Origin of the sequence: Bacillus sp. FSL M7-0558, from assembly GCF_038003245.1 — a bacterium.
Classification (GTDB): domain Bacteria; phylum Bacillota; class Bacilli; order Bacillales; family Bacillaceae; genus Bacillus; species Bacillus pumilus.
Genome location: NZ_JBBOOU010000001.1, coordinates 3299680 through 3319190, shown reverse-complemented (window position 1 = coordinate 3319190; position 19511 = coordinate 3299680). Strand labels below are relative to the sequence as shown.

Below are 19511 nucleotides of genomic sequence, written 5' to 3'. Positions count from 1 at the left end.
TGAACAAAAGGGAAACGATTGATGTATGCTTTCGTTTCTCTTTTTCTGTACAAATGTAAAAAGGGAGGTTTTTATGAATGAAACGCAATATCGTATTAACCATTTTGGCTAGTCTTGTCCTGTTTCTTTCTTCACCAGCTCATGCTGTGACAAAAAAACAGGAGCCGGCTCATGTGGTGATATTACTCGATCTAAGCGGCAGCATGGCGCAATCAGTTGAAGGCGAAAAGAAAATCGATATCGCCAAACGTTCTATTCAAAGCTTCGCAAGTATTTTATCAGATGATACACAAGTCCTTCTTCGTGTGTTTGGTCATGAAGGAACCAATAAAAATGCTGGAAAAGCAATTTCTTGTGGAAGCTCTGAAGCCGTTTATGGATTTGGATCATATGAGCCAACAACATTTCAGCAAGCGCTGAATGTGTATAAGCCAACTGGATGGACACCACTTGCAAAAGCATTAACAGATACGAAGCAAGATTTTGAAGATCACCAGGCTGAAGGGAAAAATATTGTCTACGTCGTCAGTGATGGTAAAGAAACTTGTGGAGGAAGCCCTTCACAAGCAGCAAAGGAATTACATGAAGGCGGAATTGACACCATTGTTAATATCATTGGCTTTGACGTGAATGAAAAAGAAGCCAAAAGTCTAAAGTCTGTTGCAAAAGCAGGCGGTGGACAATATCAACCGGCTGCAAATGCCGAAGAATTGAATTACATTCTACAAAATGCAGCGAGCACTTTTAGTCAGTAGGATATGAATGGGAGCTGGGGATTGTTTTCCCCAGCTGTTTTTTAGTTGAAGATCAATTCAAGGTGGTTTCTAATTCATCAATTCGTTTCTCCACGTAGTGCTGGTCTTTTCTTGCATGAAAGGTTTCGGCTTTTTCTAATATGGCCGCCGTATTATATTCGGGAATCTGTGAGTAGCTCTCATACACACCCTTTGGAATTAAAACGTTCCCTTCAGGCCAGTAAACAGCGATATTGCCACGTTTCAACTCCCCAAATTGAGCGACTCCTTGGTAGGATCCATACTGATTAAACAAAACAACTGGATCACCTTCTTTGACATAAAGCTCTTTAGCATCTTCTTCATTCATCAAGATAGAATGACGCTTCCCACCATTAAAGGCATCCTTTTCACTATAGATCATAGAGTTGAATTGCTTTCCTCTTCTTGTCGTAATATTAAAATGTCCCTCGGTTTTTCGGTATTGAGGCAGCTGGGCAGGAAGAAGATGTCCTTTGCCATCCGGTGTTGGACACTCTCCGTTTTCACATAGCCAGGCACCTCCCCATTGGAAAACGTCTCCTTTATGACGTAAATGCTGGATGCCATCATAGTTTCGATTTGCGATCGCAATCTCACGGCGAATGTCTTCAGCCGTTTCGAAATGAATCAGCTCAGCATCTTGTGGACGTACTCTTTTTGCAAGATCCATATAAATATCCCATTCTGCTCTGGCTTCCTCAATCCGAGGTCCTTCAATTTCTGGACTGAAATATACCATGCGTTCCGTACTAGTGGAAGTACCGCCTCCTGGTTGCTCATATCTTGTCATAGCAGGGAGAATAATTACCGTCTCTTCTGCCTCTACAAGTGTAGAGGTATTCAAAATGATATCTTGATGGACACGAAGTTCAAGCCCAGATAAAGCTTTTTCAATCGCATCTGGATTTGGCATCGTTTCTAAAAAGTTCCCGCCACTCGTAAACAGCATTTTGAGTTTTTGCGGATGTTCTTTAGGGAGAGCCATTTTCTCAAATGATTGCCCAATGGTGTCACCATGCCATTTCGGAATGTCAAACCCCCAAATCTTTTCGATTCTTTCAATATTCTCTTCATCAAAATCACTGCCCGGCAAAACAAACGGGTCAGCACCCATTTCACCAGAACCTTGAACACCGCTATGCCCGCGAATTGGCATGACACCACAATGTTTCCTGCCAATAAACCCACGTAACATAGCAAGGTTGGCAACCTGTGATATATTATCAGTTGCAAAGCGGTGCTGAGTAAGACCCATGCTCCAAATGAAAACGCCTGAATTGGCATTGGCAAGAAGGATCGCAAATTCCTTCATTCTTTCTTTTGATAAGCCTGATGATGCTTCAAGGTCTTCCCATTTCAACTGTGCGACATGCTGCTGTAAATCCTGTATGCCGGTAGTATGGGCTTGAATAAATTCATGATCAAGAGCGGAATGGGGCGCGTGCTGCTCCATGTCAAACCAATGTTTGATGACACCATTCATAAACGCAATATCGCCGCCTATATTGACTTGATAGAAATCATCCGCGATTTTTGTGCCGAATAAAGCACTTTCTGGAATAGAGGGAACCCAGTACTTTTCCATGGCAGGCTCTTTGTACGGATTGATGACAATAATTTTGGTTCCTTTCTTTTTCGCCGCATACATATATTTAGTGGAAACGGGCTGATTGTTTGCTGCGACAGATCCCCAAAAAATTAAGACATCTGTTCCGATCCAATCGTTGTAATTACAGCTGGAGGCTCCTATCCCAAGGGATCGCTTAAGAGCGGTTTTGCTCGGTGAATGACAAATGCGAGACGCATTATCAATATGATTTGTCCCGATAAAGCGAGCTGCCTTCGCAGCGGTATAGTAGACTTCATTTGTAATTCCTCTAGCTGTTAAATAGAAAGCGAGCTGCCGTTTATCAATTGATTTGATTTTAGCTGCGATTTGATCTAATGCATCATCCCAGGAAATACGTGTAAAGGCATTGTCACCTTTTTTTCGAATCAGTGGATAAGGGATACGGCCAAGTTTGCGGAGAGTAGTGCTGTCCATTTGTTTGAGCTGTTGAATGTCTTCAAACCATTTTGGATCAATAGCTGGCATTGTATTAAGACGAAGTACATTTAGTCTTGTGGTGCATATATGAGGTCCTGCGAGCGTTTGGTCATATAGCCCTGAAACACCAAGGGCACAGCCGTCACACACGCCTTGCGTTAAAATGCGATATGCATAGGGGAGATTATCCTTGTTCTCCCAAGCCACTTTCATCGTATCTCGAATGTGTTTCGGCTTTACTTTTCCAAGTCCCATAGGCGCAAAAGAGGCCCATAGCTTTGGTGAGGGTTTTTTATTAAGCTTAATAGGCCCCTTATGTTTTGTTTTCCCCATGATATCATCACCCTCCTATTACTTTATAAAGCGTTTTCATATCTAAAAATTACCTTTAGATTGTGATTCTGTCAAATTCAAATTAAGGTCGGGGTGAGACAGAAGCAGCAGCAGTAAGGTTTGTTTCTCTAAGCTGCTGAATATCCTTCCGTATGAGAAGAGATATGATAAAAGCGATGAAAAATAAGCCAGAGAACACCATCAGACTCTGCGTGTAGTTACCTGTTATATCCCGGATAAAGGATGAAAATAAAGGTCCTGCTAAACCAGCAGCTGCCCAGGCTGTCAAAATATAACCGTGTATGGCACCAAGTTGTTTCGTGCCAAATAAATCCCCAATATAGGTTGGAATTGAGGCAAACCCTCCTCCATAGCACGTATAAATGATCGCCATCACGATTGAAAAGACGAGCGGTTCTTTTAAGTAGGGAAGTAAAGGAAAGGCAATGAGCTGGATACTAAAGAAGATTGTATACGTATTCGGCCTTCCGATATAATCTGAGAAGGAAGCCCAGCCAATCCGTCCTAAACCATTAAAAGCACCTAAAATGCCAACAAGGGTAGCTGCAGCACCAGCAGTGAATCCAACACTTTCTTGAGCAAGAGGCGATGCTACTGAAATAATGGCAATTCCGCATGTGATATTAATAAAGAGCATGAGCCACAAATAATAAAAACGTCGTGTTTTGATCGCTTCATTTGCTGTAAGCTGTGATAAATCCTGAGGGATTTTTCTTTGATTTGTTTTTAACACATCAAATTGTTTGACGTCATCAGGTGTTGGTGGTGATAAATAAAGAGATGAAATCACCATGATCATAAAATAGGAAATTCCAAGAATGTAAAAGGTATTTGCGATATCTACTTTTTCAATGAGATATTGGATAATTGGGCTGCAAATAAGAGACGCAAATCCAAAACCCATAATAGCTAAGCCGGTTGCAAGTCCTCTTCGGTCCGGAAACCATTTCACTAAAGTTGATACAGGTGCAATGTAGCCTACCCCTAATCCTATCCCAGCGAGTACACCATAAAATAAATAGAGGAGAGGGAGTGAGGACATGTGTACAGCGAATCCTGACCCTGTCATCCCGATACCGAAGAAAATTGCTGAGAAGAGCCCTGATGCCCTTGGGCCATATCTTTCAACGAAATGCCCCATGAAAGCAGCAGATAATCCTAAAAATAAAATAGCAATACTGAAGGTCAGGCTTATTTCTGTCAATGACCACTGAAAGGCCTGATGTAAAGGATTCGTAAAAACACTCCAAGCATAAACAGACCCAATAGATAAATGAATTCCTACAGCACTTGTTGCGATGAGCCAGCGATTTTTCGATTTATTCATTTTGTTCCCCCCCCATATAAAGCAATCAAAAAGTTTGATAAGATAGAAATATGTTACATTTTTATGACTTTTTAAAATAATATCACAATTCGATTGGTTCATATAACTAAATTTGTGCTGAAAGGAAGATCATACAATGAATCCTTCTGTTAAAAAGAAACGAGTTATACACCAATACCGTGAAGGTCAATTTACTTGCAAAACAGATGAAGTTGTAGAAGAATTTCCTTTAACTGTGATCGTGAATGGAGAGGAATTTGTAACACTTGTTTGTTCACCAGATCATTTGAAAGAATTGGTGATCGGTTTTTTAGCTTCAGAAGGAGTCATTCGATTTGAAAATGAGATTAAAAGGTTTACAATAGATGAAAGTATGGGCTTTGCCTATGTTGATTTAGTTCACTCAAGCCGATTTCAGTCATCAGATTTTACAAAGCGGGTGATTGGTTCTTGCTGCGGGAAAGGGAGACATTTTTATTTTCTCCAAGATGTGAAAACAGCAAAAACAGCCATTGATCGAATCAACATTTCTGCTGATACTTGTATACGCCTAATGAAATGTTTACAAGAAGAAAGTCAATTGTTTCAACATACTGGTGGTGTGCATAATGCTGGACTGTGTGACACAGAAAAACTATTCATCACTAGAACTGATATAGGAAGACATAATGCTTTAGATAAAATCTATGGATACTGTTTACTTCATCGAATTCCGCTTAGAGATAAAATCCTTGTGTTTAGCGGCCGGATATCGTCAGAAGTTCTATTGAAGGCAGCAAAACTAGGAGTGTCGATCGTCATCTCAAAATCAGCACCAACTGAGCTGGCGCTTAATATGGCAGAAGAATTAAATATCACGACAGTTGGATTTGTCAGAGGAGAATCTTTTAATATATACACTCACCATCAGCGTATAACAGAATAGGAGGCAAAGTATGGACAGTATATTGGATAAGAGACATCGACCATTGCGCGATTTAAGAATCTCAGTAACAGATCGCTGTAACTTTAGATGTACGTACTGTATGCCTGCTGAAATTTTTGGACCAGATTATCCTTTTTTGAATAAAGAAGAACTGCTTAGTTTCGAAGAAATTGAACAGCTTGCTACCCTTTTTGCAAAGGACCTAGGTGTGGTGAAAATACGCATCACGGGTGGTGAACCCTTAATGCGAAAAGATTTGCCTATCTTAATAGAAAAGCTCTCGAAAATTCCAGGAATCGAAGATATTGCTATGACAACCAATGGAACGCTTTTACCTGTATATGCTGAAAAGTTAAAGAAAGCAGGTCTTCAAAGAGTCACCATTAGTTTGGATTCATTAAACCCTGACCGTTTTAAGCAAATGAACGGAAGGAATATTTCTATCCAAAAAGTGTTTGATGGGATTGAGGCTGCAAAAAAAGCTGGACTTGCTATTAAGATCAATATGGTTGTTCAAAAAGGTGTGAATGATCAGGATGTCTTACCAATGGCAGCTTACTTTAAAAAAGAAGGACATGTTCTCAGATTTATCGAGTTTATGGATGTCGGAAATACGAACAAATGGAATCTAGAGCATGTCATGACAAAGAAAGAGATTATTGGTCTAATTGATTCAACATTTCCCATCAAACCAGAACCTCCTCAATATCCAGGTGAAGTAGCCAACCGATTCTATTACCAAGATGGTTCAGGAGAGATAGGCATTATTTCTTCTGTTTCAGATGCCTTTTGTGGAACATGTAATAGAGCGAGACTTTCTGCTCGCGGTGAATTGTTTACATGTCTTTTTGCATCATCGGGTTTTGATCTGAAGCGGGTGATTCGCTCAACAAAAGATAATGAAGATATAAAGAACATATTGAAGGAACTATGGTCGAATAGAGATGATCAATATTCAGCTGAGAGAGAGCAGAAGAAAGATCAGAAAAAAGTTGAAATGTCATACATCGGTGGGTAGTGACAACAAAGTATCATGATCATGATTTTTTGAAAAGTAGAGAAAATGTCATAATCATTGTTGAAAATCCTTTTATAGAAATAGGTCTATTCATCTTAGAGTCCTGTCATGATCAAAAACCAGCAGAAACTCTGCTGGTTTTTAAAATGTTATTTTGTGGCTCAAAAAGGTTGAGATATGCTTAGAAAATAGATTTTTCAACATTTTTTACTGCTTTACTTTTATGGGAGCTGTGATAAGATCAACTCAATCTTTACCAGCTCGATTTTTTCACTCCTGGAATTTGGCCCTTATAGGCAAGCTCACGAAAAGCAATTCTAGACATTTTAAATTTTCGTAAGTAACCTCTAGGACGACCGGTTAACTCACAGCGGTTTTTTAAGCGAGTAGGGGAAGAGTCTCTAGGTAATTTTCTTAAAGCTTCATATTCACCTTTTTCTTTCAACTCTTTTCTTAATTCTGCATATTTCAATACAAGCTGCTGCCGCTTTTTTTCTTTAGCAATTTTAGATTTCTTTGCCACTTAAAACCCTCCTGGCTTAATGTTGGATTTTCCATTTAAAGGGGTCTTCAAACGTAGTCCATTCTTGATCAAATTCCTCAGGTGTGAGTAAGCATTGATCAAGTGTGCGAATGATATCTGCTTTAGGTAAATCTACGCCAATAAACACAAGTTTTGTATGCCTGTCACCAAATTCTGCGTCCCACTCATCAAGAAGCTCTGGTTCTTGCTTTAATATCTGTGCTTTTTCTTGCTCAGGCAAGGCAGCAATCCAGTAGGCAATTGGTTCAATCGCAACAGATTTTCCAGCCTGTGAAATTAAAATGGTTAAATCATGATGTGTGGCAAGCCATGTAAATCCTTTAGCGCGAACTATTTGCTCTGGCATCTGATCTAACCAATTATTTAACCTGCCAGTATGGAAGGGAAGTCTTCTTTCATAAACAAAGGATGAGATTTGGTATTCTTCTGTTTCTGGCGTATGCTGAGAATGCCCAGCGTTGATTTCTTTAATCCAGCCAGCAGAAGCACTGGACTTTTCAAAATCGAATAAACCAGTATTTAAAATGTCACTTGGCTTTACTTGCCCTTTTGAGGTTCTGATGATAGATGCTTCTGGTTGAAGTGTGGTCAGCACGTGCTCAAGTCGGTCTAATTCTGAGTTTGATACTAGATCACACTTATTGATAATCAACACATCGCAAAATTCAATTTGATCAATCAGTAAATCGGAAATTTCTCGTTCGTCATCATCGGAAACGGCTTGTTTACGGTCTAATAGACTTTCTCCTGACTGGAAGTCGGTCCAGAAACGGTTCGCATCTACAACAGTGACCATCGTGTCTAGCCGGCAAAAGCGCGTCAAATCTATCCCCATTTCTTCATCAATATAAGAGAAAGTTTGCGCGACTGGAATAGGTTCACTAATACCTGTTGACTCAATGACAATATAATCAATATGACCAGTCTTACATAGGCGCTCTACTTCGATTAACAAATCTTCTCTTAATGTGCAGCAAATACAACCATTAGATAATTCAACTAGCTTCTCATCTGATCGAGAGAGCTCACCGCCTTGTTTGATTAGTTCTGCATCAATATTAATTTCGCTCATGTCATTAACAATAACAGCTACTTTTAACCCTTTACGATTTTGTAGTACATGATTTAATATCGTTGTTTTTCCAGCTCCTAAAAAACCACTTAATACTGTAACGGGTATTCGCTTATTCATTTCCTTCTGTCCCTTTGCCAATGCTCATGTTCATTTCCGCCTCTCTTAAAAAGTAATGATTGCGATTTGAAACCTAAAAAATTATTTTGTTTCTCTATGAAGGGTATATTTCTTTAACCGAGGGGAATATTTTTTTAACTCCAGTCGGTCCGGATTCGTTCTTTTATTCTTTGTTGTGATATAGTTTCTGTCACCAGTTTCAGTACAGGCTAAGGTAATTTTTACACGCATCGGTAATAGGAACCTCCTTTAATTCGTAATGGTTACGATTTGTATTTTAAAATGATCAAGATAGAATGTCAAGCTTAGAAGGGTAAAACGATGCCAAATATCAAACAAAAGGGGTATCAAATGTTCATTGATACCCTCTCTCCATTAATAAAAGTCACCAAGCTCTTCTTCGTATTCACCTTCGTAGTGCTGAATGTCACTAGGAATTTCTTGAAGAAATGCTAGACCGCCTAATACCAGCATCAGGATAATGGCGATGAATGATAGAATGGCTGCGACAATACTTGATATGGAAAATAGTGTCTGCATTTTCATCATCTTAGCATATTGTTCTAATAACTCTTCATAAGAAGTATCAGGAGCTTGAATTAATTGTTCCGCTGCGTTTACAGATTTTTGTACATGGATTCCCATCATAATGAGGAAGACGCCAAGGGCAGCAGGAAGAACAAGCCAAAAACCAATAAGAATAGCTAAGCCACCTGAAATATAGAGAAATATACTACCAACTTTTCCCCACTTTGTGATCGAATGAAGAGATTGAATGATTTTCTCAGTTTGTTGCAATGGTGTTCACTCCTTTATGTATTCACTCTTTATCATACTTGAGCAGGTAGTACTTTAGGAAGAGTGAATGTAGAACAATTTTAAAAATTTCTATCTTCACTTTACTATTTATGGATAAATAAATTATCTTCGAATAAGAAAAAAGTAACATTTACTATGAATTTTAACGACAATTTATGTCATAAATAAGATTAGTAGTTAAAAATAATTAGTAAAATTATCAAAATATGTTGTTAGTTGTCTTGTAATTGGTTATTATTGTGTTGTATTACCATAAAAATTGGAAGGTGGAATTCATATGTTAGATCGTTTCTTAAACAAAATGACCAATGTTCAACCTGCAGCTTCAAGATGTATTTTGCAAAAATTAGTCACTTCATGCAAATCAGCGCCAACTTGTTTCCTTCAAGGTGTTGGAACTTTCCGTTACTACGTGGATCGTGATACAGGTGAGATTTGTACTAGCCAAGAACGCATTAGATGTGGCTGCTAAATTCAAGGATTTTATTTAATAGGATGTGAACGCATGAGCATATCTTCAATTTCATTCTTAACAAATGCTATGCAGAAGTCAAACAGTCGTCAAGCGAGTCAAACATCCAATTCTTTTTTAAACCAAGCAGCGAAAATTGTTCAAGGCGACCATTCTCCAGAAGAGAGAAAGGCATTATTTCAACAACTGACTCTAGTTCAGCAAGGAAAAGATTTAGAGCTTCATGTGTCTAAATTAAAGGAACTAGAGAAAGAGGTTCAAAAAGAATCGTCTTCTTCGTCCGTTACTGTGAATCAGCATGGTGACCAAGTAGATATTTCAAATGAGGCTCGCAGTGAGTTTGAACAAGCTGAGGAACAAGCCACAGCTTCAAGTGAAGCGAGTGAAATCGCCGCAAGGGAAAAGGATCAGGATGTTCAGGCAGATCCAAACCAATAAAAAAATGAGGCGTGTGTTTGTTATCTTCACATGCCTCATTTATGTTTATTTTGCAGAAAACCTTGAATAAAGACCATCCGGAAAAGGGGCTGCATATGAGATTGTTTCATCTTCTTCTACCATGATGTAATATGGAAACTCTTCAATATGAAAGGCGCCTATCATTTGTTTGTCCACTGAGATAATTCGCATGTTGGTTTGGTTATCACGATATAATTCTTGATCCTCTTCTTTCCCATTCTTTAGCAAAATACTAAAAGAAATGTCTAATTGACGCTGCTTTTTCGTTTCTAGGAATTGTTCCAGTGATGGGATGCAATGCGGACATGCTGTGTCAGTGAATACAAGCAGCTGCTGCTTGTGATTGGTTTGCAGTAGATCATTTATTTGAATAGGTGATGGTTTTTCGAGTAGCGGGTGAATAAATTTTTGTCCAACATGCTGGATCGGTAAGATGATTAATTCCATCTGGTGTTTTAAATAGATAATGATTCCGATCGTCAATAAAAGGCTACAAAGAATAAGAGTTAGCTGTAAAAGTAAGATTGAAGTCATCGTATATCGTCCTCTCAGAATGAAGTTACGCAGAGCTATCATAATATAAATATCAAAAATATGTCAATTATACTAAATGGTGTAAGGTGGAGCGTTTGATGAGTACAGTGAACCATTGTTTATATGCAATCTCCTATACTTGGAAAAGAAGTCGATCATATCTTCTGTTAACTCTATTCATCCAAGTGATCGTTGGCTTTATGCCTTTGGCTAGTGTCTGGATTATTCAAACATTGATTAATGAAATTATTTTATTCATGACTTCTTCAGGAGATATTCAAAAGGTCTTAAGGTTATTTGGGTTGCAAATGGTCATTGTGATTTTAGGATATGGGCTTCAATTCATTCTTCAGCTTAGTCAGCAGAAAGCGACAAATCTGATTGGTTTGCATTTGAAGGGTGAATTGCTTCAAAAAGCGATTAAGCTTCCATATATTACATTTGAACACCCGTCTTTTTATAATGAAAGTCAACGTGTGATGAACAGTCATCAGCATGTTCTGAGTATGGTTAGAAGTATTTTTACAATCATGAGCGCATTGATTACTGTTGTATCACTTCTCATTTATATGATTGGTATCCATTGGGGCTTGGCGGTCATTCTGATCTTATGTACTCTGCCTGTCTTGTGGATTGAGCTTTTCTTTGGAGGCGCACGGTATCAATTAAACCGCATGTTAACGGCAAATGATCGAAGAGAAATGTATGTGTCTGATCTTGTTGCGCAGCGAGATTCATTGAAGGAAATCCGTTTATATGGAATAGGAAATTACCTTCTTCAAAAATGGAAAGGCCATTATGTAAAAAGTGCAGATGAAAAATATAAATTACTAAAACGTCAGGTTCGCTGGGAGATGGCAGGTGGATTGCTTATGACATTTGCCTATGTGTGCTGCGGTCTTTTTATTGTCTTTCTTATCTTTCAAAAGAAATTAGCTGCGGGTACGTTTGTCGCTGTGCTCCAAGCTGTGCAAAATATTCAAAGTGGTTTTCAGGATTTGACGAGGGAATGTTCTAGTTTATATGAAACGAGTCTCTATATTGATGAAATGAGAGCTTTTCAAAAGAGAGAAGAAGAAATTGATGAGCAGACAGAGGAAGCGGCATCGCTTCGGAGGATTGAATGTATTCAGTCCATTACGCTAGAAAATCTCTCTTTTACCTATCCGAATATGAAAACGCCTGCTATTGAACATATACATTTTCATATCGATAAAGGTGAACGCATTGCATTGGTGGGGGATAACGGATCAGGTAAGACGACCTTGATTAAATGCTTGACTGGTTTATATGATCCAGATAAGCCGAATATGCAAAAGGTCAATGGTGAATCGATTTCGACCATTTATAAAAAATCATATCATGCGAGAATGGCCGTCCTTTTTCAAGATTTTATGAAGTACGAATTCACTGTGAAAGAAAACATTGGATTTGGCCGTATTGACGAAATAGATGATAAAGAGCGCATGATCTCAGCTGCACGGCAAGCCGGCATAGAGAAAAGAATTCATCAAATGGAAGAAACATACGATGCGCAGCTTGGCCGGTTTTTTGAAGAAGGTCATGAACTGTCTGGCGGACAATGGCAAAAGCTTGCGATGGCGAGAACCTTTTTTAGAGAAAGTGATTTTATCATTTTAGATGAACCGACTTCTGCTCTCGATCCGCTATCGGAGATTTCACTCATTCGAAAGCTATTCGATCATACGCAGGATCAAGGGGTCTTGTTTATCACACACCGTATGGGAGCGGCCCGCTTAGCAGACCGGATTATCGTGATGAAAGATGGTGCTTTCGTTGAAGAGGGGAACCATGAAGAGCTAATGGCGCTAGATGGAGAGTACAAAAGGCTTTACGAGGCACAATCCCAACTATTTCAACAAAAGGAGATGGCGTAAGGTGAGTGTCTTTTATTTTATAGGTGTCTATTTATTAGGAATCATCTTTGCAGGTGCATGGCTTGATAAAGTGAGAAAACAAACGGCGCATATTCAGCAGATGAATGCTTATCGCCTGCTGCCTCCTGCGCTCACGGCGCCCATGTTTTATTTGTTTTTGACTGTTGAATTGGCTTGTACGGGTTTATTGTTCGTGTGGAACATGTCTTTTGTACCTGCGATTGGTCTTACAGCACTTTTATGTATCTATACTGGAGCGGTCACCTTCAATTTATTGAGAGGACATCGTAACATTTCATGCGGCTGTGGAGGTTTGCTTGAAAATGACCATCTTCACTGGGGAATTGTGATTCGTAATGTGTCGATGCTGGCTCTTGTGATTGGGTTGTTTTATGTCCATCCCTATGTAGAAACAATTCCGTGGCCACTTCATATTATTTGTTTTTTGATTGCAGTGGCTGTCTGTCTGATTATAGCGGTTGGGAAAACAATCATGATGTTCAAAAGAAAATGGATGTATCAATTTGAATCGTTTATAGAAGGAGACCAAGTGAAATGACTGATATTCTACTAATTATTGTGTTATTCATTGTCATAGCTCAGCTGGCGGTCGTGTTTTTGCTTGCCCGCTTTATCGGAAAATTTATGAGTAAAATTAAATCCCTTGATGGGATTGAATTAAAGGAAGCGGATGTTGGTGATGGTGCGCCGTTATTTCGAAGCTATACACATTTAGGAGATAAGGTCATTTTAAAGGAGTATTTACAAAACGGAAGAGCCGTGATGCTGTTATTTGTAAATACCACTTGTATGACATGCAAAAGCATTTTGTCTGATATGCGTCAGCACATTTCTAGCGATGATACTCAATTCATGTTCATCAATGGAGATGAACAAGGAGATGATGCATTGCTCCTTCAATTGCTGCCTGATCAAGCTGTGTATATGCGCTCTTCGCAAATCATGGAGCTGTATGGGGTAACTGTTGTTCCGCAAGCGATTCTGATAGATGAACATGGCATCATCCTCCAAAGAAAATCTGTTCAAAATGCGAAACAGTTTGAACAGCTGTTACACGCATCATAAAAAAGCGTCTCTTTGTTGGAGAGACGCTCCAGCATGTAGACAAACCCTCGCATTCGTTGTCAGTCCTGCGTGCTGGTGCTCACGAATGTCAAATTCGCTCCGCTCCAGTACTCGTCCTTCCTTGACTGCAAAGGTTTTCTATCACGCTGAAAAGAAGACAAAGGGCTAAAATCAAGATCATTTTAGCCCTTTGTCAACAATCTGAAGCGTCTCTTTGTTGGAGAGACGCTCATTTTATAATTCTTTTCCTAGAATGTCTAAATCGTACCTGCTGCCGTCCATTTCTGCGATGCGTGGCAGGTGACCCCATGTTTCAAAGCCGTGCTTTTTAAATAATCGAATGCTGGCTTCGTTGTGCCCGAAAATAAAGGCGAGTAATGTTCGAATGCCTAGTGAAGGTGCCAACTCAATGGCCTCTTGTAAAAAAAGTGACCCTAAGCCTTTCCCTCGATCGTCTTGGTTTAAGTAAATACTCATTTCAACGGTCCCGTTGTATGCAGGTCTTCCATAAAACGTTTCAAAGCTGAGCCAGCCGTAAATATGTCCATCCTCATCTGTTTTCACATAGAGAGGTCTTTTCTCTGAATGATTCAAAAACCATTGCCGGCGGTCTTCAACTGAAACTGGTTCTGTATCGGCGGTTACTTCTCTTGAAGCAATAGTCGAATTGTAAATATCAACGATTGCTTTGAGGTCATCTTCTGTTGCTATACGGTTGAAAGTTTTCACATTAAAGTCCCCCATCTTTTTTTCATTCATCATACATATTATTGATGCGATTGCGCAAAATAAAAAGAAAAATGATTTCGTGTGTATATATTTTTTGAAAAGTGTTCAGAATGTTGCTGAGGTGATGAAAAATGAGAGAGGAAGAAAAGAAACGTACTTCCAAAATCACAAAAGTTCAGCAATTTTTCCGTAAGCGCTGGGTATTCCCTGCAATTTACTTGGTCAGCGCAGCGGTCGTGTTAACAGCCGTTCTTTGGTATCAAGCTGTATCAAAAGATGTGAAAGACCAACTATCTGATGGAAATCAAACAGGGCAAGAACAGCGTGATGATGCCGTTGAAGTTGGAAAGCCAATTGAAAATGTTGCCATGCCAGTCCAGAATTCTGATAATGTTTCTGTCGTGAAAAAGTTCTATGAAGCAGATGCTGATCAAAAAGAAAAAGAAGCAGCACTTGTAAACTATAATAACACCTATACCTTGAGCAAAGGTATTGATCTTGCAGATAAAGATGGCAAAGTGTTTGATGTCACAGCTGCTCTTAGTGGAACAGTGGTTCAAGCGAAAAAAGATCCAGTTCTCGGTCATGTCGTTGAAATTGAACATGAAGATGGATTATCGACTGTTTATCAATCGTTGTCACAAGTGAGTGTTAAAGAAGGCGATGAAGTGAAGCAGAATGATGTCATCGGTGCTTCTGGTAAAAATCTTTATGGTGCTGAAAGCGGCAACCATGTGCATTTTGAAATTCGTATGGAAGGTTTAGCGCTTAATCCACTTAGCTTCATTGACAAGCCTGTTTCAACTATTGAAAAGGCCGCGCAAGAAGTGACGGAAGAAGCAAAAGAACCTGCTCAGCCAAAAGCTGATGAAAAAACGAAGGAACCTGCTGCTGAAGATAAGGCCAAAAAGCCTGCTGGAGAAAAATCTGAAGAAAAGTCTGATGAGAAGGGCAAATCCTCTGATCAAGAAAAGTCTTCTGATTCCTCTAAAGACAGCAGTCAATCTGAAGAAACAAAACAATCTTAAGTCTTGAAACCTCTGTATATGAATCATGCAGAGGTTTTTTCTGTCTTTAAAAAATCCCCCGCACTCGGCGGAGGATGGTTTAAAGAGCGGCAGGTCCTTCTTCACCTGTCCGAATGTTGATTGTATTTTCTATCTCATATATAAAAATTTTCCCATCCCCTGGTTCGCCTGTACGAAGTACCTTTTGAGCTGTTTCAACGACCTGTTCGACAGGTACTTCGCTTAGGACGATTTCAATCTTTAATCGTTCGTACACATTACTTTCCTTTTTGACGCCACGGTATAGCTCTGTATGTCCCTTTTGTAAACCGCAGCCGTGTACATTCGAAAAGGTAATGGAAGTGACGCCAATCTTTCCAAGCTCCACCTTTAATGTTTCAAAATTGGCTGGACGTGTGACAATCTCCACTTTATACATTTTGCTCATAGAGACACCCCTTTTTCTTTAATCTTGATAAGCTTTTTCCCCATGCATGGTTAAATCAAGACCCACTGATTCTTCTTCTTCGGTTGCGCGAATCTTAAAGAAGAGATTGACCACTTTGATGATTACGTATGTCACAACAGCTACAAAGGCATAAGTGGCCACAATAGCGACGACTTGCTTCCAAAGTAAGCTGGGATCTCCGTAGAATAATCCATTGGCTCCACCGTCATTGACAGAGGTTGTTGCGAAAAGCCCGGTTGCAATTCCTCCCCAAGTCCCGCCAATTCCGTGAAGACCGAATGCATCTAGTGCATCATCATAGCCAAATTTGGCTTTGAGTGAGAAGACTCCCCAGAAACACACAATCCCGCCAATAATTCCGATGATGATAGAAGCAAAAGGTGTGACAAAACCGGCGGCAGGTGTAATTGCCACAAGACCTGCGATGGCTCCAGAAATCGCGCCGAGCATGGTCGGTTTTTTGTTGATCATCCACTCGACTAACAGCCAGCCGATGATTCCCGCAGCAGCAGCTGTATTGGTGTTAATAAAGGCATACATTGCGACACTGTCTAAGGTAAGGGCACTTCCAACGTTAAAGCCAAACCATCCAAACCAAATGACAGCTCCGCCAAGAAGAGTATAAATCAAATTGTGAGGAGAAGAGCTTGCTGCTTCTTTACGCTTCCCGAGCACAATCGCTACGACTAGACCTGCAACACCTGATGAAATGTGAACCACGTTTCCTCCAGCGAAGTCGAGCGCACCCATTTCGCCAATCCAACCGCCGCCCCATACCCAGTGTGCGACTGGCGCGTATACAAATGTGACCCAAAGGAGTGTAAACACAACGACCGCTGAGTAGCGAATTCGTTCAGCAAAGGCACCTGAGATGATGGCTGTTGTTAAGACGGCAAAGGTCATTTGGAACATCATGAACAATGAATGTGGGATGGTCTCACTGTAGGGACCGGGTTCAAAGCCAACGCCTTTTAATCCAATCCAGTCTAAGCCTCCAATCCATGCATTGCCTGGCGCAAAAGCCAAGGAATAGCCAAACATGATCCATACGATAGAGACGATCGCTAGTGAAGTTAAGCTGTGCATGGTTGTACTTAAGACGTTTTTACTTCTCACGAGTCCTCCGTAGAATAAGGCTAAACCCGGTGTCATTAACCACACGAGTAGTGCGCAGAAGAACATAAATACTGTATCACCCATTTGCATGCTGCATTCCCCCTGAATCATTCAGAATTAATTGATTTCTTAATTCTTCATTATAGAGAGAAAAGTCATATATGACATATTCATGTAAGGTAATCTTACATGGTTTTTGGTTATATTCAATATAAATGGATGAAAAGTTCGTGAAATATGAGAAAAAACGTGCATTGAGCACGAAAAATAAAGGGCGTTTGACCTATAAAATGGAGCTGAGAAACAGCTTGGTTCGTTCCTCTTGAGGGGAATCGAACAATTTTGATGGCGTGCCTTCTTCGACGATACGGCCTTCGTGCATATAGACGACACGATCGGCGACTTCTTTCGCAAAGCCCATTTCATGTGTGACGATGACCATCGTCATGCCTTCTTTTGCGAGACTTTTCATTGTTTGTAGTACCTCGCCTACAAGCTCTGGATCGAGGGCAGACGTAGGTTCGTCAAATAACATGACATCTGGTTTCATGGCGAGAGCTCTTGCAATAGCCACACGCTGCTTTTGACCGCCTGATAGCTTAGAAGGATATACGTTGGCTTTATCCGCAAGTCCGACCTTTTCTAACAGGACATTGGCTTCTGATACAGCTTGAGCCTTTTTTGTTTTTTTCACCATAACAGGCGCTTCGATGATGTTTTCAAGCACAGTTTTATGCGGAAAGAGGTTAAAATGCTGAAACACCATGCCTATTTTTTGCCGCATCTCGTTTAATTGATCGCGTTTTGGGTGAACAGGGCTGCCATCAATGACGATTTCTCCATCATTTTTGATTTCTAAAAAGTTCATACAGCGGAGCAAGGTGCTTTTTCCAGAGCCACTGGCTCCAATTAAGACGACCACATCATTTTCATAAACAGTGAGGTCGATATCCTTTAAAACATGCAGTTCTCCGAAGTGTTTATTGAGTTTTTCAACACGAATGAGTTCCTTTGATTCTGTCATGTTTCTCCTCCTAATGGTCACTGACTGATAGTTTCTTCTCAAAGGTTTGGACAGCGAATGTTAACAGCAGGACAAGAACTAAGTAATAGACGGCTACAACAAGTAAATAGGTCATATTGTCAAAGCTGTTTGAGCCTTGGGTGGTGGCGACGTTAAATAGTTCATTGACGCTAATAAAGGCGGCGAGTGATGAATCTTTTAAGCCAATAATGAACTGGTTGCCAAGAGGGGGGAGGGCACGCCGCATCGCTTGCGGGAGAATAATACGTCTCATTGTTAGAAAACGCCCCATGCCAAGAGAGCGTCCAGCCTCTTTTTGCCCTTGATCGATTGATTGGATGGCACCTCTGAATATTTCTGCTATATACGCTCCATTATGAAAGGCGAGCGCAATGGAAGCGGCCCAGAAGTCGGGGATATTTAATTCTGTCAGTCCAAAATATAGGATGAAAATTTGAACAATCAGTGGTGTGCCGCGTACAAGGAAGATATAGGCGTTGGCGATATAACCGAAGACAGCCACGCGTGATATTTTCAATAAAGCAAAGAAAAGCCCGATGAACATGCCGATGAAGATGCTGATCACAGTGAGCTGTAAGGTGAGCAGCATTCCTTCTAAAAAAATACCTCTTGAATCAATCAGCGTCTGAAAAAAATGTGATAGGGTAGGCAAAACAATCATCTCCATTTGAAGAAAGTGCGCCTAAAAAAGGCGCACAATCGTGGTTTTAATTTTGTTTGACTGTGATGTCTTCATCAAAGTATTTCTCGCTAATTTGTTTTAATGTTCCATCCTTTTTTAATGCGTCAATCGCATCGTTGATCTCTTTTATGAGCTGTTCATTTTCTTTAGATACAGCAATTGCCTGCTCACTTTGTCCGAGTCTTTCCTGCGCTTCGATCTTTAATTTTTTCTTCATGGCTTCTGCACCTGTCGCAAAATCCGTCACGACTGCATCGTGTTTTCCGTTGGCTAGTGCTTCTAAAGCGACGACATCACTGTCGTAATATTTTAGTTCCTGCCCGCTATGTTCCTTTGCAATATCAGCGTAGGACGAGCCTTTTGATACAGCAATTTCTTTGCCTTTTAAATCATCAGCATGTTGAATGTCTGCTCCAGGTCTTGTGAAAATTTGCGGACCAGAGTAGTAGTAGGGCTTAGAAAGAAGGACGTGTTTTTTTCGTTCCTCATTGATGGTATGACTTGCAACTGCCGCATCAAATTTTCCTGATTTCACACCTTCAACGATGCCTGCGAATTTATATTTCTTCTGTATAGGCTCGAGGCCTAGTTTGTCACTAATCGCATTGCCTACATCGATATCAAAGCCTGACATCTGATTTCCATCCATGTAACTGAACGGGTGAAATTCACCTGATGCTGCAAATATAAATTTTCCATCCTCCAAAATTGGCGACCCTTTCGCTGTAGAATTACGTTTATCTCCGTTCCCATTTGTTTCATTTGCACCACACGAAGACAGAAGTAATACTGCAACCGAGAAAAGGGCTGGGACCCAAAACCGTCTTTTCTTAATAATAAGCTTCTCCTCCTTTTCAGCCTTTCTCCATATAAGGAGAAAGTAGGCTTTTAAATATGTGTAGCATCTTACCATTTGTTCCTCATATTCTCAATTTTATATGTGTTTTTCCAACACTCGCCCTTTTTAAAATGTATGTCTTGCTTTTCCAAGAGAGAACTTGAATTGATCAGG

The 19511-nt window shown here is 40.1% G+C and carries 22 protein-coding genes; 9 read left to right on the top strand and 13 right to left on the bottom strand.

Going from position 1 to position 19511, the window contains the following annotated elements:
* The first annotated feature begins 77 nt into the window (after positions 1–77).
* Complete coding sequence (locus MHB79_RS16865) at positions 78–755, top strand: VWA domain-containing protein (protein ID WP_340990302.1); 678 nt, start codon at positions 78–80, stop codon at positions 753–755.
* Between the two features lie 52 nt (positions 756–807).
* Here MHB79_RS16865 and MHB79_RS16860 read toward each other — a convergent pair whose 3' ends face one another.
* Positions 808–3156 (bottom strand): FdhF/YdeP family oxidoreductase, encoded by a 2349-nt coding sequence (locus tag MHB79_RS16860; RefSeq protein WP_340990300.1) that lies wholly within the window; start codon positions 3154–3156, stop codon positions 808–810.
* 82 nt (positions 3157–3238) lie between these two features.
* On the bottom strand, positions 3239–4504 hold the full coding sequence (locus tag MHB79_RS16855) for an L-lactate MFS transporter (RefSeq protein WP_340990298.1): 1266 nt from the start codon (positions 4502–4504) through the stop codon (positions 3239–3241).
* Positions 4505–4640: 136 nt separating this feature from the next.
* Here MHB79_RS16855 and fdhD point away from each other — a divergent pair, with 136 nt between their 5' ends.
* Both fdhD and moaA read left to right on the top strand, forming a co-directional pair.
* On the top strand, positions 4641–5429 hold the full coding sequence (gene fdhD, locus MHB79_RS16850; protein ID WP_050944433.1) for a formate dehydrogenase accessory sulfurtransferase FdhD: 789 nt from the start codon (positions 4641–4643) through the stop codon (positions 5427–5429).
* Positions 5430–5439: 10 nt separating this feature from the next.
* Positions 5440–6447 carry a GTP 3',8-cyclase MoaA gene (moaA, locus tag MHB79_RS16845; RefSeq protein ID WP_050944432.1) on the top strand — a complete coding sequence of 336 codons (1008 nt, stop codon included), beginning with the start codon at positions 5440–5442 and terminating at the stop codon, positions 6445–6447.
* 253 nt (positions 6448–6700) lie between these two features.
* Here the strand turns inward: moaA and rpsN are convergent, their stop codons facing one another.
* The 4 genes from rpsN to MHB79_RS16825 all read right to left on the bottom strand — a co-directional run bounded on the left by rpsN (position 6701) and on the right by MHB79_RS16825 (position 8981).
* Positions 6701–6970 carry a 30S ribosomal protein S14 gene (gene rpsN / locus MHB79_RS16840; RefSeq protein ID WP_003215208.1) on the bottom strand — a complete coding sequence of 90 codons (270 nt, stop codon included), beginning with the start codon at positions 6968–6970 and terminating at the stop codon, positions 6701–6703.
* Positions 6971–6986: 16 nt separating this feature from the next.
* Entirely contained in the window at positions 6987–8183 is a 1197-nt protein-coding gene (locus tag MHB79_RS16835; RefSeq protein WP_310025639.1) for a GTP-binding protein, read from the bottom strand.
* 81 nt (positions 8184–8264) lie between these two features.
* Entirely contained in the window at positions 8265–8414 is a 150-nt protein-coding gene (rpmG, locus tag MHB79_RS16830) for a 50S ribosomal protein L33 (RefSeq protein ID WP_003214771.1), read from the bottom strand.
* Positions 8415–8558: 144 nt separating this feature from the next.
* Positions 8559–8981: a DUF5362 family protein gene (locus MHB79_RS16825; protein ID WP_340990296.1), complete on the bottom strand. Its 423-nt coding sequence runs from the start codon at positions 8979–8981 to the stop codon at positions 8559–8561.
* 298 nt (positions 8982–9279) lie between these two features.
* On the opposite strand from MHB79_RS16825, the gene MHB79_RS16820 reads away from it, so the two are divergent.
* A complete protein-coding gene (locus MHB79_RS16820) occupies positions 9280–9474 on the top strand; it encodes a hypothetical protein (protein ID WP_003215165.1) in 195 nt (64 codons plus the stop codon).
* A 33-nt stretch (positions 9475–9507) separates the two neighbouring features.
* Positions 9508–9912, top strand: coding sequence for a hypothetical protein (locus tag MHB79_RS16815; RefSeq protein ID WP_340990294.1), 405 nt, complete (start codon positions 9508–9510; stop codon positions 9910–9912).
* 45 nt (positions 9913–9957) lie between these two features.
* Here the strand turns inward: MHB79_RS16815 and MHB79_RS16810 are convergent, their stop codons facing one another.
* Positions 9958–10467 (bottom strand): hypothetical protein, encoded by a 510-nt coding sequence (locus tag MHB79_RS16810; RefSeq protein WP_340990292.1) that lies wholly within the window; start codon positions 10465–10467, stop codon positions 9958–9960.
* Positions 10468–10565: 98 nt separating this feature from the next.
* Here MHB79_RS16810 and MHB79_RS16805 point away from each other — a divergent pair, with 98 nt between their 5' ends.
* The 3 genes from MHB79_RS16805 to MHB79_RS16795 are packed head-to-tail and all read left to right on the top strand — an operon-like array spanning position 10566 to position 13451.
* On the top strand, positions 10566–12365 hold the full coding sequence (locus MHB79_RS16805; RefSeq protein WP_106032123.1) for an ABC transporter ATP-binding protein: 1800 nt from the start codon (positions 10566–10568) through the stop codon (positions 12363–12365).
* A 1-nt stretch (position 12366) separates the two neighbouring features.
* The gene (locus MHB79_RS16800; protein WP_335355947.1) at positions 12367–12924 is read left to right on the top strand and encodes a MauE/DoxX family redox-associated membrane protein; all 558 of its coding nucleotides are present in this window, start codon (positions 12367–12369) and stop codon (positions 12922–12924) included.
* Positions 12921–13451, top strand: coding sequence for a TlpA family protein disulfide reductase (locus MHB79_RS16795; protein WP_106029548.1), 531 nt, complete (start codon positions 12921–12923; stop codon positions 13449–13451). Before MHB79_RS16800 ends, MHB79_RS16795 begins: the two co-directional genes overlap by 4 nt.
* Before the next feature lie 234 nt (positions 13452–13685).
* Here MHB79_RS16795 and MHB79_RS16790 read toward each other — a convergent pair whose 3' ends face one another.
* Entirely contained in the window at positions 13686–14195 is a 510-nt protein-coding gene (locus tag MHB79_RS16790) for a GNAT family N-acetyltransferase (RefSeq protein ID WP_034620260.1), read from the bottom strand.
* Between the two features lie 116 nt (positions 14196–14311).
* On the opposite strand from MHB79_RS16790, the gene MHB79_RS16785 reads away from it, so the two are divergent.
* A complete protein-coding gene (locus MHB79_RS16785) occupies positions 14312–15208 on the top strand; it encodes a peptidoglycan DD-metalloendopeptidase family protein (RefSeq protein WP_340990288.1) in 897 nt (298 codons plus the stop codon).
* A gap of 79 nt (positions 15209–15287) precedes the next feature.
* On the opposite strand, the gene MHB79_RS16780 is transcribed toward MHB79_RS16785, so the two are convergent.
* The 5 genes from MHB79_RS16780 to MHB79_RS16760 all read right to left on the bottom strand — a co-directional run bounded on the left by MHB79_RS16780 (position 15288) and on the right by MHB79_RS16760 (position 19412).
* Positions 15288–15635: a P-II family nitrogen regulator gene (locus MHB79_RS16780; protein WP_003214763.1), complete on the bottom strand. Its 348-nt coding sequence runs from the start codon at positions 15633–15635 to the stop codon at positions 15288–15290.
* Between the two features lie 18 nt (positions 15636–15653).
* The gene (locus MHB79_RS16775) at positions 15654–16862 is read right to left on the bottom strand and encodes an ammonium transporter (RefSeq protein ID WP_003215412.1); all 1209 of its coding nucleotides are present in this window, start codon (positions 16860–16862) and stop codon (positions 15654–15656) included.
* Between the two features lie 193 nt (positions 16863–17055).
* Positions 17056–17796 carry an amino acid ABC transporter ATP-binding protein gene (locus MHB79_RS16770; protein WP_050944422.1) on the bottom strand — a complete coding sequence of 247 codons (741 nt, stop codon included), beginning with the start codon at positions 17794–17796 and terminating at the stop codon, positions 17056–17058.
* A 10-nt stretch (positions 17797–17806) separates the two neighbouring features.
* Complete coding sequence (locus tag MHB79_RS16765) at positions 17807–18484, bottom strand: amino acid ABC transporter permease (RefSeq protein ID WP_078061638.1); 678 nt, start codon at positions 18482–18484, stop codon at positions 17807–17809.
* 40 nt (positions 18485–18524) lie between these two features.
* Positions 18525–19412, bottom strand: coding sequence for a transporter substrate-binding domain-containing protein (locus MHB79_RS16760; protein ID WP_340990286.1), 888 nt, complete (start codon positions 19410–19412; stop codon positions 18525–18527).
* Between the last annotated feature and the right edge of the window lie 99 nt (positions 19413–19511).

Excerpts from the sequence above, each read along its gene's own strand:
- MHB79_RS16865 (WP_340990302.1), top strand. The coding sequence starts at position 78 with ATGAAACGCAATATCGTATTAACCATTTTGGCTAGTCTTGTCCTGTTT.
- MHB79_RS16860 (WP_340990300.1), bottom strand. The coding sequence starts at position 3,156 with ATGGGGAAAACAAAACATAAGGGGCCTATTAAGCTTAATAAAAAACCC.
- MHB79_RS16855 (WP_340990298.1), bottom strand. The coding sequence starts at position 4,504 with ATGAATAAATCGAAAAATCGCTGGCTCATCGCAACAAGTGCTGTAGGA.
- fdhD (WP_050944433.1), top strand. The coding sequence starts at position 4,641 with ATGAATCCTTCTGTTAAAAAGAAACGAGTTATACACCAATACCGTGAA.
- moaA (WP_050944432.1), top strand. The coding sequence starts at position 5,440 with ATGGACAGTATATTGGATAAGAGACATCGACCATTGCGCGATTTAAGA.
- MHB79_RS16835 (WP_310025639.1), bottom strand. The coding sequence starts at position 8,183 with ATGAATAAGCGAATACCCGTTACAGTATTAAGTGGTTTTTTAGGAGCT.
- rpmG (WP_003214771.1), bottom strand. The coding sequence starts at position 8,414 with ATGCGTGTAAAAATTACCTTAGCCTGTACTGAAACTGGTGACAGAAAC.
- MHB79_RS16820 (WP_003215165.1), top strand. The coding sequence starts at position 9,280 with ATGTTAGATCGTTTCTTAAACAAAATGACCAATGTTCAACCTGCAGCT.
- MHB79_RS16815 (WP_340990294.1), top strand. The coding sequence starts at position 9,508 with ATGAGCATATCTTCAATTTCATTCTTAACAAATGCTATGCAGAAGTCA.
- MHB79_RS16810 (WP_340990292.1), bottom strand. The coding sequence starts at position 10,467 with ATGACTTCAATCTTACTTTTACAGCTAACTCTTATTCTTTGTAGCCTT.
- MHB79_RS16805 (WP_106032123.1), top strand. The coding sequence starts at position 10,566 with ATGAGTACAGTGAACCATTGTTTATATGCAATCTCCTATACTTGGAAA.
- MHB79_RS16795 (WP_106029548.1), top strand. The coding sequence starts at position 12,921 with ATGACTGATATTCTACTAATTATTGTGTTATTCATTGTCATAGCTCAG.
- MHB79_RS16790 (WP_034620260.1), bottom strand. The coding sequence starts at position 14,195 with ATGGGGGACTTTAATGTGAAAACTTTCAACCGTATAGCAACAGAAGAT.
- MHB79_RS16785 (WP_340990288.1), top strand. The coding sequence starts at position 14,312 with ATGAGAGAGGAAGAAAAGAAACGTACTTCCAAAATCACAAAAGTTCAG.
- MHB79_RS16780 (WP_003214763.1), bottom strand. The coding sequence starts at position 15,635 with ATGAGCAAAATGTATAAAGTGGAGATTGTCACACGTCCAGCCAATTTT.
- MHB79_RS16775 (WP_003215412.1), bottom strand. The coding sequence starts at position 16,862 with ATGCAAATGGGTGATACAGTATTTATGTTCTTCTGCGCACTACTCGTG.
- MHB79_RS16770 (WP_050944422.1), bottom strand. The coding sequence starts at position 17,796 with ATGACAGAATCAAAGGAACTCATTCGTGTTGAAAAACTCAATAAACAC.
- MHB79_RS16765 (WP_078061638.1), bottom strand. The coding sequence starts at position 18,484 with ATGGAGATGATTGTTTTGCCTACCCTATCACATTTTTTTCAGACGCTG.
- MHB79_RS16760 (WP_340990286.1), bottom strand. The coding sequence starts at position 19,412 with ATGGTAAGATGCTACACATATTTAAAAGCCTACTTTCTCCTTATATGG.